Raw genomic sequence first — 16,172 nt, 5'->3', positions numbered from 1 at the left:
GCCCGGCAGCATCCTTGCGCTCGTAGTAGCTGAGCAGCGTCTGGCCGAACTGGCTGAGGGTGGAGACGGCAAAACGTGCACTCTGCAGCATGGTGCTGAACCGGTACGGCGGAATGGTCGCCGTCATGCCGGAGGAGGCGCTGATAAGCGAGCCGCCCTGCACGCTCTGCTCCATCAGCACCGTCGGGTTAACTGGCGGGGCGTACATTGGAACGGTCATCGGCAGGCCGTCAATGGTCAGCTGATGACGCAGGTTATAGAGGCGGGAGTCGAGCGTGTTCCAGTAGCCCAGCAGCTGGCTGTTGACCGGGGCCATAAAGCTGTCGCTGGTGATCACGTCCGCCGCCACGCAGAGCTTCCCGGCAAAGGCTGGCATTGCCGGGGCCTGTTGCTCATAGCTCAGCAGGGCCACGTTGCTCTCTGCACTCTCCGCCAGCTCCTCCAGCGTTTCCGGTGCCCAGTGGTTAACAATTAAGCTGTCAGGACAAATACCGAGCAGGTCTTTCACCTGACCGTACTGTAAACGGGCGAGGCTCAGGCCGTCGTTAGTCAGCAGGCGATAGCTGGCGTCGGCGGCAGCCATCAGGGTGCTGACGTAGGCCATAAAGACTGCCTTCTGGTAATGAACAGGCCATGCTGAGGCTATCGCATCCGGATCGGTGGTTAACCAGCCGGCAGTGGCCTGGGCGGCGGACGAGGCGCTCTCCACCAGCGGGCGCACGCTCCAGTAGTCAGGCTCCGGGTACTGGGTGCGAATGTCGCTGCTGTTGTCGCGCCCGCGCGCAGCCGGGTCGAAGATGTAGTTGTACCAGCTCAGGGCATCGCTGTACTCCGCCTCCTGGCTCAGCCGCCACGCCACCAGGTACGGCATATAGAAGAACAGCTCCCAGAAGTAGATGCCATTAGCACCGCTGAAGTCCATGGGCACGGCGGTGTCGTTGGTCATACCGGGTTCGAGGGTAAGCTGGGTGTCCCAGTTGATTAAATCGTTGATACTGACGTTAGCTTTATTAATTAATTCTTTTGAAAATAACGTATTCAAACGTACCGGTGATATACTTGTATCATTTGCAAAGTCGCCCGTGAACTGCAAAAAAATAACCTCTCCATAGAGTGAATCATTTCGATTGGTAATCATTGGCGCAACAGTGGTTCCTAAATCTTTTGTAAAAGTTAAAACGTACTCTTGGTAAACAGAATTTTCCATCGCCGGGTTTGGCCCATTATTCCATAAGTAACCAAATGATAAATATATAGAAAAAGAGTCCATGCTAAGCCTTTCGTCATTATGCATCACCTGCACACTGACATTAAAATTTTCACTAGGATTAGCAATAAATTCCGACTCTTGTTCTCTGTAACGCTCTTCACCATTAACCCATGAAGCAGGAGAGTCACTGCAAAAGGCCATAAAGAACCATGTACCAGAGTCTGTAACAGTTACATCTCGAGTATCAACAGTTTCTGGTATAGATACATGTATTTTTAACCCCCCATCATAACTATCAACTTCACACCTCACATTTGATAAATTGAGAGTTGGTAATGAAATTTGTCCATTAAAATTATCGTGTTCCGCTCCTGAAAGCTGTATGCCCGAAGGGATGAAAGCGCCAACGCTAGCTACAGACTGAATTATTTTTTGCTTACCTGGCCTTTCTCCATTTTGTAAATATTGAAAAAGTAACTCCGAAATTTGAGAGATACTTATTCCATCAGCGCTCTTAGCCTCTACCTGTTGTGTTTTAGACCAATAGTCAATATTGATTGTAAAATCATGATAACCCATTAGTTTTACAGAATTCTCATCTTCGCTGTCTAAATCTCCAGAATATAAAGATACAGTCAAAATATTTTGAGTTTGATTGTAAATAGCAAGGGTATTTAAATTCAAGGATTCAAATAATTGATCAGTATAACCACCCTTCTTACCATTATCAATTTTCATTACAGCCGTAGGTGCAGCCCAGTTATTATTAAAATCGCAGTAAGACGAAAAGGCGGTGATAATATCATAGGTATTACTTTCATCACCCGTAGCATTGCCACCTTTGTTTTTTTCAAACCAAAGAAAATAGAGTCGGTTATTGAAATAAACCAGACGTGGGATGCCCTGAATATTATCCTCAGCAATCGTGGTATTCATTGGATACCACTCCGACCAGGCGCTGGTTGAAACAACATTATCCACATTCTTGCTCATATCAAACGAGCGCCAGTAGTATTGCACTGGTGAGGTAGTAGATTTACCTAAGAAGTAATAAATACCCTCTGTCTGATCGGTACTGTCCAGATATCCACTCACAATCGTCAGGTTCGCCACCTGCTCGAACTTGTTCAGGTAGTTCATAACCGCCTGCTGGGCCGTGTCGCTGTTAATGGTATTCTGATTCAGATCGGTGATCAGATCCTTAAAGTAGGCGGTCTGGCTCTGGCGCAGGGTGGGGTCAATATAATTCTCCGGGTAGGTATCTAACTCTACTTCACCGGCCCAGATATCGTACTGGCTCAGACCTTCTTTCCAGCTAGTAATATTTTCCTGATCCAGATACTGGGTCTGGTAGCCTGGCTCCATATTCATGGTGATGCCATTGATGTACTGCTGGATGCTCGACATCGCCTGCGCCACACGAGAGGTGGGTACGGCGTTGCTGACCAGTGGGTCAATCAGCAAGTACTCATAGACGTCTTCCGGGGTTTGCACCAGATTAACCAGATCGTCATTACCGCTGGCAGGGACATACTGACCGAGATAATAAGATAGAAGAGCATCACGCTGACGCTCATTAAGGGATGCTGCAATATCGATACTCATAGCGTGTCACCTTATCCAGGAGAGAAATAGGGATGGCATCGTAGGATGCTAAATTTAAAAGGAAAAGTTATAGGCCGACCTGTGCAACAACCTATTTATCACCACCTCTATCAGATTTTACTGAATGGAAAAATTTCTATTTATCAAACAACAACTAGCCGATAGAAGTTATAAAATTCTAATCAAAAAATTCTAAAACGATACGTTCTTAATTTGCGCTTCAATGCATAAAAAAGAGTGAGATGTGAATTAAAGACGGGTTGCATAGGAATTTACTTAAGAATAAATAATGTGGCTATTTATCGTGTGAATAATATTTCTTACCAATTAAGAAAGCATCTTGATTGCTTTTTTAGCGCAAAAAAAAACCGCCGGCCTTGCCCACAGCCCGATGGGGGATGTGAGCAAGACCGGCGGTCTTAAGAAAGTGTGCTGAGTTACTCAGCAGGTTCAGGCATTTTACCTTCTGGTGCTTTACGTTCTGTCAGACGCTTCTCAAAATTCGCATTAAACTGTTTTTTCTGCTCTGGCGTCAGGATGTTGTAGATTTTGTTCTGGGTTTCCATATGCGCCAGCATACGGGCTTTGTTCTGCTCGGCCATTTTGTCGATCTGCGCTTCGGCTTTCGCCTTGTCGAAGGTGTCGCTGGCGATGATGCTATGGGTGGCGCGACGCTCATCCAGTGACGGACGCTTCATCTGGTCACGCTGGCTCTTCATGATCTCACGGATCTGCTGCTTCTGCGCGTCGGTCAGGTTGAGGTCTTTAAACATCATATCGTGATGCGGACCCATTTTGCCTTTATGGTGCATCGCTGCGCCGTTGTCCGGTGCGGCTGTGGTTTCGGCAGCGTGAGCCAGGTTAGCAGCGCCGAACGCCAGGGTAGAGGCAACAAACAGAGCGGTTAATTTACGCATAGTCTTCATCCTTCTTTCAGTTATTCTTACTTACGGCACGTTGCCGTGTTGACGAGATTAACTTTACGACCTTTTTCGTCAATTAATCAGTGCAACGGTAAAACAGTGAAAGTATAAAAAACAGTTTCTGCGCAATTGTGAAGACAATATGGAAAAAAGATGGAGAGGTGTAGCAAAAATATTCAAGCTGATGATTTTGAAGGCAATATGGAGGAGCATACTCCTCCAGCGATTATTAATAAAGCAGTTTGGTAAGAATAGTCTGCAATAATGTCCTGGGCTGCCGTTCTATTCCTCTCTCGCTACGCCATCCGCACCAGCATTAAACCTGCCCGCAGGCCAGGTGCAACGTTTGGGTTCGGAAATAGGACATATTCCGTCTGGTGTTGAACTATGTAACGCGTCTCGCCCTCTTCTGCCAGCAGCGTACCGGCGCTAAACGGTGTGAAGTTGATCGTCTGGGCAGGCATGCAGAGACGGAAACGCTCCCCGTGGCGCGTAATCTGCTGCGCAACGCGATAGCGCAGCACCGGCGCATGCTGACTCGTCCAGGGCGTATCACTGAGCAGCGCCGCCAGCGCGTCGCGGGTTACGGCGAACTGGCTAAGATCGTTCTCGCCAAAGGGAAGCGCTTTCCCCAGCTCAAGGGTGCAGGCCAGGGCGTTAAAGCGCTCGCAGCTAAAGTGGGTAAAGGTGCCGCCCGGCGACTGGTGAAAGACCAGCGCCTCCAGCCCCGCCTCTTCCAGCCAGTGCAGGAAGGATTCATCCCACGGCGTTTTACGGGCGGGTAAAACACCGAAGCGCGGGTGATGCGAGCCGCGTATTGCGGTATGCAGATCGAGATGCCAGCGCGTCTCTATTTTGCCGTCAGTAAAGAAGCGCTCCAGGGCCTGTTCAAGCTGCGCTGCGCGTTCGGTCTCCAGACTGGGGGGATAATGCTGCCAGCGCTGGCCAAACAGGCGGTTGAGATCGACATGCAGATAGCGCCGGTTCGTACGCAGCGCCTCGGGGTTGCCCAGCACCACCAGCATGCGCCAGCTTAGTGCCAGTGAACCGGTGAACAACGCGGTCAGCAAGCCATCGACGAGCTCTACCGGCGCGGTTTCATTCCCATGGATCCCCACCGAGAGCACCAGAGCGCGCTCCACAGGCTGATACGGCGTTAGCTCCAGCACTCCTTCACCGTGCCAGCGCCAGCTAAAGGTGACAGTGTCACCTTGCATCCGATCAGGACGTGTCCCGGCCAAGGTTAAAGCGAGAAAATCGTGCATAGCGTCTCCCTTAGCGCTGGAAAGCATAGACCGAGCCGAGGTCCAGCAGTTGAGACAGCTGGTCTAACGCTTCCCGGCCCTCCCGCAGCAGGAGCGGGTCGGCAAGATCGGCCTGAGTTAAACGATCCCGATAGTAGCGATCTACCCATCCATTAAGTTGATTAAAGAGCGCGTCGTTCATCATCACCGACGGGTTAACCGCCTGCCGCTCCGCCTCCGTTAGCACCACGCGCAGACGCAGGCAGGCTGGGCCACCGCCGTTCGCCATGCTTTCACGTAGATCGAACACCTTCAGATCGCGGATCGGATTATCCTCTGCCAACAGGCCGTTGAGGTAACGCCAGACGCCTGCATGCTCCTGCGACTCCTGGGGCACAACCAGCACCATTGAGCCATCCTCCCGGCTCAGGAGCTGGCTGTTAAACAGGTAGGTCGCCACGGCATCCTTCACCGATACCACCTCCTCCGGCACCTGAATTGCTTGAAATTCGGATACCCGCTCCGCCAGATGACTCAGCAGCCCGCACTGCTTAACAAACGCGCGTTCGTGGCAGAACAGCACCTGGCGGTTGCTTACCGCAATCACATCGTTGTGAAACACCCCCTCGTCAATGACCGTGGGGTTTTGCTGGGCGAACATCACCCGATCCGGATGAACCTGGTTAAGGCGCGCCACCGCCTGGCTCGCCTCCAGGGTCTGACGCGCAGGATAGCGCTCGGGTGCGGCGTGACCATGCTCCTCACGCCCGTAGATAAAGAGCTGTAGACCCGGCTCACCGTATTCGCCGCCGAGACGGTTATGGTTTGCCGCCCCCTCGTCGCCAAAGCGCGCCACCTGCGGCAGCGCCGGATGCACGGCGAAGCGTGCCTCGTCACGGAAAATAGCCCGCAACAGCGCCTCGGTGGTGGGCGCTTCGCTTGAACGGTGGAACTTGTTGTTCAGGTTAGCGACGGTAAGATGGACCCTGCCGTCCATGGCGTCGGCAGAGGGGCAGACCGTCGCCGCATTGGCGACCCACATGGATGAGGCCGAGCTGGCCGCTGAGAGCAGCTCCGGCGTCTGCGTGGCCGCTTTAGCTACCACCTGCTCATCGCTGCCGCTGAATCCCAGCTGGCGCAGCACCGCGACGTTGGGCCGCTCCTGAGGTGGGATCACCGCCTGAGGAAAGCCCGCGTCGCTGAGCGCCTTCATCTTCAGCAGGCCCTGTTTCGCCGCCAGCTTCGGGTTCGACACCTGATTACGGTGCTTTGTCGACGCCTCGTTACCAAACGAAAGCCCGGCATAGTGGTGGGTCAGCCCCACCAGGCCGTCAAAGTTTACCTCGTGCGCCTTCATGCTCCCTCCTCTGGCGAAAAGTGCAGCCCTGGGCTGAGCGTCTCTGGCAGGATCAAGCTGGGTGACTCCAGGCTCGCCATCGGCCACGCACAGTAGTCGGCGGCGTACCAGGCGCTGGGGCGATGATTGCCCGACGCCCCGATACCGCCAAAGGGTGCGGTGCTTGCCGCGCCGGTTAGCGGCTTATTCCAGTTAACGATCCCAGCCCGCGCCGCCAGCAGCAGCGCGTCAAATTTTTTGCGATCCGCCGAGACCAGACCGCAGGCCAGCCCGTAGCGGGTGGCATTCGCCAGCGTAACCGCCTCTTCCCAGCTATCGTAGCGCCAGACGCCCAGCAGCGGGCCAAAGACCTCTTCATCCGGCACGTCCGCGACGCCGGTGAGATCGATAATGCCGGGACTGAGCAGCGACGTTCCGGCCTTGAGACGCTTCGGTGCCAGCAGGGTTCTGCCACCGCGTGCCTCATGGGCCTGCCAGGCCTGGTAAACCTGCTCAGCGGCCTGCTCAGAGATCAGCCCGCCAATAAACGGCTGCGGCTCGGCGTTCCAGCTACCGGGTACGATACGGCCTGCTACCTCGACCAGGCGGGCAAGGAAGGCATCACCCTCCGCGCCGCGCTTCACCAGCAGGCGACGGGCGCAGGTACAGCGCTGGCCCGCGGTAATAAACGCTGACTGGATGGTCAGATGCACAGCGGCATCGCGATCCGCGATGTCATCCACGATCAGAGGATTGTTTCCCCCCATCTCAAGGGCGAGGATCTTCTCCGGCTGTCCGGCCAGCTGACGATGCAGCTGGTAGCCGGTGCTGGCGCTGCCGGTAAAGAGCAGGCCGTCAAGATCCGGCAGGTTGCTCAGGGCCTGGCCGGTTTCGCGCCCACCCTGTACCAGGTTGAGCACGCCAGCGGGAAGGCCCGCCTGCTCCCAGAGCTTGACCACCGCCTCGCCACTGTGCGGCGTCAGTTCGCTGGGCTTAAACACCAGCGTATTGCCCGCCAGCAGGGCGGGAATGATATGCCCGTTGGGGAGATGCCCCGGGAAGTTATAGGGCCCAAAAACGGCCAGCACGCCGTGGGGTCGATGGCGCAGGGTTGCCGCACCGTCTGCCATTTCCGTCTGCTGCTCGCCGGTTCGCACATGCCAGGCCTTTACGGAGATGGCGGCTTTGTTAATCATGGCCCCCACTTCGGTCGCCGCCTCCCAGCGTGGCTTGCCCGTCTCACGAGCGATGATTTCCGTCAGCGCGCCTTTATTCTCCTCCAGCAGCGCGGCAAATCTCTCCACCACGGCCTGACGGGCAGCAAAAGGCTGCGACGCCCAGCCGGGAAACGCGGTGCGGGCGGCCCGGCATGCCTGGGTCACCTGCTCGGCATCGGCATCGTTCCCCTGCCAGAGCCGATCGCCATTTACCGGATCCTGCTTCTCACGCCGAACGCCCTGACCGGTCACCCAGTCGCCGTTAATCCATAAGCTCATACTGTTTTCTCCTCGGCGCAAAGACGTACCAGGCGCACGGTGTCGCCCGGCTGGCATTTAAGCGCGTCCATCTGGGCGGCGCTCAGCACCAGCCGCTCGGTATCCGGATTAGCGGTCACCAGCATGACGCGAAACTGCTGATACTGCTCGTTAGCCACCATGCAGAGCGGCCACTCCCCTGGCGCGGGCTGCCCTTCGGCGACCTCCACCAGGCGGCTTTTGCGAATGGCGCGCACCCGGTCAATATCACACTCCAGCGTCGGCCCGCCGTCGAAAATGTCGATATAGTTGCGGTAGCGGAAACCCTCTTTCTCCAGCACGGCGCGCGCCGGGGCGGTTTGCGGATGCACTTCCCCAATCACCGCCTGGGCTTCTGCCGACAGGAACTGGGTATAGATCGGATGCTTGGGCATCAGCTCGGCAATAAACGCCTTCTGCCCGATACCGCACAGGCGATCGGCCCGGCTGAAGGACATCGAAAAGAAGGTTTTGCCCAGGCTGTCCCAAAACGGCGAGTAGCCATCCTCGCTGATCACGCCGCGCATCTCCGCCACCACCTTTTCGTTGAAGCGGTCGCGAAACGCAGCCATGAACATAAAGCGCGATTTAGAGAGTAGATAGCCGTTGCCCTCCTTTCGCCACTCGGGATCGAGAAACAGGGTGCACAGTTCGCTGCTGCCGGTATGGTCGTTGCTTAAAAACAGCGTAGGCAGCGCGTTGTAGACGTTGAGCTCTTTGGAGGCATGCACCAGGGTTCCGACGCGGTAGTTGTACCAAGGATCGTTCAGGCCGACCGCAACCTCAATGGCGCACACCCCAGCCACCGTGCCGCTGTCGGTATCTTCCAGCACAAACAGATAGCCCTGCTCGCTTTTTGGCAGTTCGCCCAGCCATGTCTGTCGCGCCCGCGTAATACGCGCCGCCAGCGTGGCCTCGTCGGCAGGCAGCGAGGTTAGCCCGCCGCCGGTTTTTCCCGCCAGCTGCATCAGGGCGGGTAGATCGCTATGCTCAATCGGACGGATCACCATCATGTTGCGTACCCCGCTAGAAATCGTTCGCAGGCGCGGGAGAAACGTTCCATACCCGTGCGGATCTCCTCCTCACTGATATTCAACGCCGGGGCGAAGCGCACCACGTTGCCCCCGGCGATCAGCACCATTGCGCCCTCTTCGGCGGCTAGCTGGGCTATCTGCTTGGCTTTACCGGCCCAGGCGGGATCCAGCTCGCAGCCAATGAGCAGGCCGATGCCGCGGATCTCTTTGAATAGCGCTAAACGGGCATTGATAGCCTGAAGTTGCTCGACGAATGCCTGCTGGCGCTGCTTCACGCCGTCCAGGAAGGCTTTGTTATTGACGTTATCCAGCAGCTCTCCCGCCACGGCAGCAGCCAGCGGATTGCCGCCGTAGGTGGTGCCGTGCGTGCCGACGGTCATCACGCTGGCGTACTCGTCCCGCGTCAGCATCGCGCCAATCGGGAAACCGCCCCCGAGGGCCTTAGCCGTGGTCAACACGTCGGGCGTCACGCCGTAGTGCATATAGGCATACAGCTCGCCGGTGCGCCCTACACCCGTCTGCACTTCGTCGAAAATCAGTAGCGCGTTATGGCGATCGCACAGCTCACGCAGCGCCTGTAAAAACTCTGGTTTCGCAGGCACTGCGCCGCCTTCGCCCTGAATAGGTTCAACGAGCACGGCGCAGGTATCATCGTTAATTAACGCCTGCGCGGAGGCGATGTCGTTGAACACCGCATGGTGGATATCCGGCGGCAGCGGAGCGAAATCCTGTGAGTAGGCAGGCTGCCCCCCCGCGCTGACGGTAAACAGCGTCCGGCCGTGGAAAGCATTTTTAAAAGCCACGATGCCGCTCTTCTGCGCACCATGGCGATCGTGCGCGTATTTACGCGCCAGCTTGAGCGCCGCCTCGTTGGCCTCCGCGCCGGAGTTACAGAAGAAGACCCGATCGGCAAAGGTGGCGTCGATAAGGCGTTTTGCCAGCCGCAGCGCCGGCTCGTTGGTGTAGCCGTTTCCGGTATGCCAGAACCGGGCCGCCTGCTCGCTCAGGGCGCGACACAGCCCTGGATGGGCATGGCCTAAGGCGTTAACGGCAATGCCGCCAGCAAAATCGATATACTCTTTCCCCTGCTGATCCCACAGGCGGGAACCCTCACCGCGAACGGGAATAAAAGGCGCAGGGGCGTAAACCGGCAGCATCCACTCATCGAAACTCTCACGCGTAACGGGCAAAGACATAGCCACCTCATCAGGTAAATGAAACGTTGTTAATATGTTAATTATTGTGAACATCGGCCCTGTGAATGTAGATTGCACGCATCGTGCCAGCCAGCGATAAAAATGCATAACGCCGGAGCGGCAACGAAATATCAATAAGTTACAGCAGAGCGCTATGCATTTAAATTGCATATAAAGTGAATAATATTGGTAAGAAGGCCGATAGCGGTGTCTGCGGGCAGCAGATTTATGCAGGTATAAAATTTAATTCTGGAAGTGTGATCGCAAGCGAAACTTACCACCGTTGCGTGCCCCGGTGCGGTGCAGACCGCCCTTTTTTAGGGCGTAATACGCATAAAAAATCCGGGGCGGATACGCTGCGATTTTTCTGTTAACATCTGGGCTTACTTATTGCTATGTGGCAGACAATATGAAATTTGTTTCTTTTAATATCAACGGGCTGCGTGCGCGCCCCCATCAGCTGGCGGCCATCGTAGAGAAACACCAGCCGGACGTGATTGGCCTGCAGGAGACAAAGGTTCACGACGACATGTTCCCGCTCGAAGAGGTTGCGAAGCTGGGCTACAACGTCTTTTATCACGGCCAGAAAGGGCATTACGGCGTGGCGCTGCTCACCAAAGAGACCCCTGTCTCGGTACGCCGTGGCTTCCCCGGTGACGACGGCGAAGCTCAGCGTCGGATCATCATGGCGGAGATCCCCTCGGCACTCGGCAATATCACGGTGATCAACGGCTACTTCCCACAGGGCGAGAGCCGCGACCATCCGACAAAATTCCCGGCCAAAGCGAAGTTTTACGCCGATCTGCAGAGCTATCTGGATAACGAGTTGCAGAAGGACAGCCCGGTGCTGATCATGGGCGATATGAATATTAGCCCTACGGATCTCGATATCGGCATTGGTGAAGAGAGCCGCAAACGCTGGCTGCGCGGCGGCAAATGCTCGTTCCTGCCGGAAGAGCGTGAGTGGCTGGGTCGCCTGCTGGAGTGGGGGCTGGTGGATACCTTCCGCCACGCGAACCCGGAAACGCAGGATCGCTACTCCTGGTTCGACTACCGCTCAAAAGGGTTCGATGACAACCGCGGGCTGCGTATCGATCTGCTGCTGGCCAGCCAGTCACTGGCGAGCCGTTGCCAGGAGACGGGCATCGATTACGATATCCGCAGCATGGAGAAACCCTCCGACCATGCGCCGGTATGGGCCAGCTTTACGATCTGAGTTGGACAACGGTAACGCCGGGTGGCGGCTACGCCTTACCCGGCCTACGGATCGCTACACCTACTCCCGTACCCGCCGCCAGACCAGCGGATTAGTGCTCAGCGTGCGCTCGTCGCGCTGGCACTGTAGCAGGACGCCTTCCGCCTTGATCACTGCCCCTTCAGAATAGTTCCGATCTTCATAGATACAGCACAGATTACAGGGCTGCGGGCGCTGCCCACCTGAGCTAAACACTTCCGGCGGGACGTTAACTTCCACATCGGGGCGGATGCGGTCGGCCTGTGCACCAGCGGATAACAGTCCAAGCAGAGCAATCACGTAACGGTTCATCGACGAATTTCCTTTTTTGTGCTGATTATCACTATAACGGTAAACCGTGCCGGTTCCTTTAATTTATCTGCCCATCGTTTTTAGTTATGACTCAGGCCCGCTTATAAATTTCCCTTAGCGGGTTAACTTTTCGCTTGCCTGGCAAAGCGGTGCGGGTGGTATAGTCGAAAACGATGCTAAAACGCTCACACAACGCACATAATTTATTATAAGAGGAACTTATCTCTATGGATCAGGCACGCTCTCTGGAATCATTTCTAACCCATGTCCAACGCCGCGACCCGCATCAAAGCGAGTTTGCTCAGGCCGTTCGCGAGGTGATGACTACCCTCTGGCCTTTCCTTGAGGCAAACCCGCGCTATCGTCAGATGTCGCTGCTTGAACGCCTGGTAGAGCCGGAGCGCGTGATCCAGTTCCGCGTCGTATGGGTTGATGATAAGAATCAGGTGCAGGTGAACCGCGCCTGGCGCGTGCAGTTTAACTCAGCCATCGGCCCGTTTAAGGGCGGTATGCGCTTCCACCCTTCGGTGAACCTGTCGATTCTGAAATTCCTCGGTTTTGAGCAGACCTTTAAAAACGCCCTCACCACTCTGCCGATGGGTGGTGGCAAAGGCGGCAGCGATTTCGATCCCAAGGGCAAAAGCGAAGGCGAAGTGATGCGATTCTGCCAGGCGCTGATGACCGAGCTATACCGTCACCTGGGGCCAGATACCGACGTCCCTGCAGGCGACATCGGCGTCGGTGGTCGTGAGGTGGGCTTTATGGCGGGGATGATGAAAAAGCTCTCCAACAACAGCGCCTGCGTCTTTACCGGCAAAGGGCTCTCTTTCGGCGGCAGCCTGATCCGCCCTGAGGCGACCGGCTACGGCCTGGTGTACTTCACCGAAGCGATGCTCAAGCGTCACGACCTGAGCTTCGAAGGGATGCGCGTGGCGGTCTCTGGATCCGGCAACGTCGCGCAGTACGCTATCGAAAAAGCGATGGAGTTTGGTGCCCGCGTGGTGACCGCCTCCGACTCCGGCGGCACCGTGGTAGATGAAGCTGGCTTCACGGCGGAGAAGCTGGCGCGCCTGTGCGAAATCAAAGCCAGCCGCGATGGCCGCCTGGCCGACTATGCCCGCGAGTTTGGTCTGGTCTGGCTGGAAGGCAAACAGCCGTGGTCCGTGCCGGTGGATATCGCCCTGCCGTGCGCGACCCAGAACGAGCTGGACGTTGATGCGGCCCGCCAGCTGATCGCCAACGGCGTGAAGGCGGTGGCGGAAGGCGCGAATATGCCTACCACCATCGACGCCACCGATCTGTTCCTTGAGGCGGGCGTGCTCTTTGCGCCGGGTAAAGCGGCCAATGCGGGCGGGGTCGCCACCTCCGGCCTGGAGATGGCGCAAAACGCCGCGCGTCTGGGCTGGAAGGCAGAGAAAGTGGACGCCCGCCTGCACCATATCATGCTGGATATTCACAACGCCTGCGTGGAGTACGGCGGGGAAGGCAAACAGACCCACTACGTGCGTGGAGCAAACATTGCCGGGTTTGTGAAGGTGGCCGACGCGATGATCGGCCAGGGTGTGATTTAAGTTTCGGCTTGCCCGGTGGTGCTACGCTTACCGGGCCTACGGCGTGTGAACTTCTTCTTATCGCCGCCGCCCGGCGCAACAATCCCTTTAAACTGGCGAACTGGCGTGCTGCGTGCCTGGTCGATCAGCTGATAGAGCGTGCCCACCAGCGGCTGCATAAAGTCCTGGTAGCGGCACTGCTTCTCGCTGATCTGCGTCAGGACCGACTCCCAGTGAGCGGTCATGTCCGGCCTGGCGGCCATCTCCGGCAGGGAGTGGATCAGCGCCCGCCCCGCGTCGGTAGAGAGAATGCTCCGCCCCTTCTTGTGCAGGAAACCGCGCTTAAAGAGCAGCTCAATAATCCCGGCGCGGGTCGCTTCCGTTCCCAGGCCATCGGTAGCGCGCAGGATCTTCTTCAGATCCTTATCCTGCACGAAGCGCGCAATCCCGGTCATCGCCGAGAGTAACGTCGCATCGGTAAAGGGCCGCGGCGGCTGCGTCTGACGCTCAACCACCTCACCCTTCTCGCACAGCAGCTCATCGCCCTTCTTCACCACCGGCAACGGCGTGCCGTCGTTCTCTTCATCACGCTCTTTGCTGCCGAGCAAGGTTCGCCACCCGGCCTGAGCCAGAAAGCGCGCCTTCGCCAGGAACTTACCGTTGGCGATATCCAGCTCGATCTCGCACTTGCGGAACACCGCGTCCGGACAGAACTGCATCAGATACTGGCGGGCAATCAGGCCATAAACCTTCGCTTCATTGTCGTGCAGGTTTACCGTGCTGCTGCGCGCCGTGGGGATAATAGCATGGTGGGCATCGACCTTTTTATCGTCCCAACAGCGGTTACGCCGATCCATATCCACCACCGGCTGCGGCAGCAGATCCGCGGCATGGACGCCAATGGCCTTCATGACGGAATGGCGTCCGGCGAAGTGCTCCTCCGGCAGATAGCGGCTGTCGGAGCGCGGATAGGTGATCAGCTTATGGGTCTCGTAAAGCTTCTGGCAGATATCCAGCACGTTCTGCGCGCTCAGCCCGAAACGCTTTGCCGCCTCGATCTGTAACGAAGAGAGCGAGAACGGCAGCGGCGCGGGTTCCGACTCCTGCTTGTCGTTATAGCGGGTGACGTGAGCGGGCTGGCCGGAGATGCGTTTAACCACGTGCTCCGCCAGGGTCCGGTTGAGCAGACGCCCCTCCTCATCCTGATGCGGCTCGCAGGCCTCGCTCGGCTGCCAGAGCGCGGTAAAGCGCTCCTCTTTCGGCGTAACGATATGCGCCTTTACCTCAAAGAAATCTTTGGCGACAAAGTTCTCAATCTCTTCATCGCGGCGCACCACCAGCCCCAGCACCGGGGTTTGCACGCGCCCTACCGAGAGCACGCCCTGGTAGCCCGCGTTGCGCCCCAGCAGCGTCCAGGCGCGGGTCATATTGATGCCGTAAAGCCAGTCAGCCCTTGCCCGCGCCAGCGCCGAGACGCAGAGCGGAATAAACTCGCTGTTGGCGCGCAGGCGGCCAATGGCCCGCTCTACCGCCTGCGGGTTGAGATCGTTAATCAAACAGCGCTGGACCCGCTGGCGCTTCTCCGCCGGAAGCTGGAGGTAGTCGAGCACCTCATCCACCAGCAGCTGGCCTTCGCGATCCGGGTCACCGGCGTGGATAATCTCGCTGGCCTCGCCGAGCAGACGCTTGATCACGTTGATCTGCTTGGTGACCGAAGCGCGCGGCTGCAGCTGCCACTTCTCGGGCACGATAGGCAGATCCGCCAGGTTCCAGCGGGCGTAGCGACTGTCATAGACATCCGGCTGCGCCTGCTCAAGCAGGTGACCGATGCACCAGGTCACCACCTGGCCGTTGCCACACTCGATATAGCCGTCGCCCTTGCGGTGCGGCTTGGGCAGCACATCGGCAATGGCGCGGCCCAGGCTCGGTTTTTCGGCAATAAACAACCGCATTAAACAATCTCAATCATAGGGCGACCGGCACGGGCCGTCACCAGCTCGCCGATGGCGCTCAGGGAGAGGTCCAACTCGGCGGCGGTGGCTTTCACCTCCGCCTCCGCCTCCGGCGAGACGGCCAGCAGCAAACCGCCGGAGGTTTGCGGATCGCAGAGAAGATCCCGCCACGCCTCTGGCATCGGCCCCATCAGGTGACCGTAGCTGGCAAAGTTGCGCTGCGTACCGCCCGGTACCGCGCCCTTGGCAATATACGCTTCTACGCCGGGCAGCTTGGGCACTGCCTCATAGCGTACCTGCGCCTGCACGCCCGCCCCCTGGCACACCTCGCTCAGATGGCCGAGCAGTCCAAAGCCGGTGACGTCGGTCATGGCTTTCACGCCAGGGATGTTAGCAAAGGCCGCGCCAGCGATGTTCATCTGGCACATGACGTCCCGGGCCAGCCCCTGGTGCTCCGGTTGCAGCAGCGATTTTTTCTCGGCGGTGGTCAGAACGCCAATCCCTAGCGGCTTGGTCAGGAACAGCTTGCACCCGGCCTCGGCGGTGCTGTTTTTCTTCACCCGTGCGGTCGGCACCACGCCGGTGACCGCCAGGCCAAAAATTGGCTCCGGGGCGTCAATGGAGTGGCCCCCGGCCAGCGCAATTCCCGCCTGCTGGCAGGCAAAGCGTCCGCCCTCGATCACCTTCCGGGCGATCTCCGGCGGCAGCGTGGCGATCGGCCAGCCGAGGATCGCGATCGCCATGATCGGCTTACCGCCCATGGCATAGATGTCGCTGATGGCGTTAGTGGCGGCGATGCGGCCAAAGTCGAAAGGATTATCCACGATCGGCATAAAGAAATCGGTGGTGCTGATGACGGAGGTCCCGTTGCCGAGATCGTACACCGCCGCGTCATCCCGCGTCTCATTGCCTACCAGCAGGTTCGGATCGACAAATTTCGCCTGCTCGCTGTGCAGAATGGTCTCCAGCACCTTTGGCGAAATTTTGCACCCGCAGCCTGCCCCGTGGCTGTACTGTGTTAAACGAATAGCCTGCTCGCTCATGGACATCTCCTGTCAATAC

General features: G+C 57.4%; 12 protein-coding genes. 2 read left to right on the top strand and 10 right to left on the bottom strand.

From position 1 onward, the window contains the following. The 7 genes from EV102420_RS22370 to EV102420_RS14485 all read right to left on the bottom strand — a co-directional run. Positions 1-2,815, bottom strand: a 2,815-nt coding sequence (locus EV102420_RS22370; protein WP_042393013.1) for a neuraminidase-like domain-containing protein, incomplete at its 3' end; no start/stop codon positions are given. 437 nt (positions 2,816-3,252) lie between these two features. Next, complete coding sequence (gene spy / locus EV102420_RS14510; protein WP_042392989.1) at positions 3,253-3,732, bottom strand: ATP-independent periplasmic protein-refolding chaperone Spy; 480 nt, start codon at positions 3,730-3,732, stop codon at positions 3,253-3,255. 302 nt (positions 3,733-4,034) lie between these two features. Further along, positions 4,035-5,003 carry a succinylglutamate desuccinylase gene (gene astE, locus EV102420_RS14505; protein WP_042392987.1) on the bottom strand — a complete coding sequence of 323 codons (969 nt, stop codon included), beginning with the start codon at positions 5,001-5,003 and terminating at the stop codon, positions 4,035-4,037. A 10-nt stretch (positions 5,004-5,013) separates the two neighbouring features. Continuing rightward, positions 5,014-6,339 carry an N-succinylarginine dihydrolase gene (gene astB, locus EV102420_RS14500; RefSeq protein WP_042392984.1) on the bottom strand — a complete coding sequence of 442 codons (1,326 nt, stop codon included), beginning with the start codon at positions 6,337-6,339 and terminating at the stop codon, positions 5,014-5,016. Further along, a complete protein-coding gene (gene astD / locus EV102420_RS14495; RefSeq protein WP_042392980.1) occupies positions 6,336-7,814 on the bottom strand; it encodes a succinylglutamate-semialdehyde dehydrogenase in 1,479 nt (492 codons plus the stop codon). The genes astB and astD overlap by 4 nt, the downstream gene beginning before the upstream one ends. Continuing rightward, the gene (astA, locus tag EV102420_RS14490; protein ID WP_042392977.1) at positions 7,811-8,845 is read right to left on the bottom strand and encodes an arginine N-succinyltransferase; all 1,035 of its coding nucleotides are present in this window, start codon (positions 8,843-8,845) and stop codon (positions 7,811-7,813) included. Before astA ends, astD begins: the two co-directional genes overlap by 4 nt. Further along, positions 8,842-10,062, bottom strand: a complete 1,221-nt coding sequence (locus EV102420_RS14485) for an aspartate aminotransferase family protein (protein ID WP_042392974.1) — start codon at positions 10,060-10,062, stop codon at positions 8,842-8,844. The genes astA and EV102420_RS14485 overlap by 4 nt, the downstream gene beginning before the upstream one ends. Before the next feature lie 409 nt (positions 10,063-10,471). Between EV102420_RS14485 and xthA the strand changes: the two genes are divergently transcribed. After that, complete coding sequence (xthA, locus tag EV102420_RS14480) at positions 10,472-11,278, top strand: exodeoxyribonuclease III (protein ID WP_042392971.1); 807 nt, start codon at positions 10,472-10,474, stop codon at positions 11,276-11,278. Positions 11,279-11,338: 60 nt separating this feature from the next. On the opposite strand, the gene EV102420_RS14475 is transcribed toward xthA, so the two are convergent. Continuing rightward, entirely contained in the window at positions 11,339-11,608 is a 270-nt protein-coding gene (locus EV102420_RS14475; RefSeq protein ID WP_042392970.1) for a YnjH family protein, read from the bottom strand. Positions 11,609-11,835: 227 nt separating this feature from the next. On the opposite strand from EV102420_RS14475, the gene gdhA reads away from it, so the two are divergent. Beyond that, positions 11,836-13,179, top strand: coding sequence for an NADP-specific glutamate dehydrogenase (gdhA, locus tag EV102420_RS14470; protein WP_042392967.1), 1,344 nt, complete (start codon positions 11,836-11,838; stop codon positions 13,177-13,179). Here the strand turns inward: gdhA and EV102420_RS14465 are convergent. Beyond that, entirely contained in the window at positions 13,176-15,110 is a 1,935-nt protein-coding gene (locus tag EV102420_RS14465; protein WP_042392964.1) for a DNA topoisomerase III, read from the bottom strand. The two genes, gdhA and EV102420_RS14465, sit on opposite strands and share 4 nt — an antisense overlap. Then, positions 15,110-16,153, bottom strand: a complete 1,044-nt coding sequence (gene selD / locus EV102420_RS14460) for a selenide, water dikinase SelD (protein WP_042392961.1) — start codon at positions 16,151-16,153, stop codon at positions 15,110-15,112. Before selD ends, EV102420_RS14465 begins: the two co-directional genes overlap by 1 nt. Positions 16,154-16,172 lie beyond the last annotated feature (19 nt).

Source organism: Pseudescherichia vulneris NBRC 102420, from assembly GCF_000759795.1.
In the GTDB taxonomy this organism is placed as follows: Bacteria; Pseudomonadota; Gammaproteobacteria; order Enterobacterales; family Enterobacteriaceae; genus Pseudescherichia; species Pseudescherichia vulneris.
Note: the sequence above shows the minus strand (reverse complement) of the source record. Positions and strands in the feature narration are given on the sequence as shown.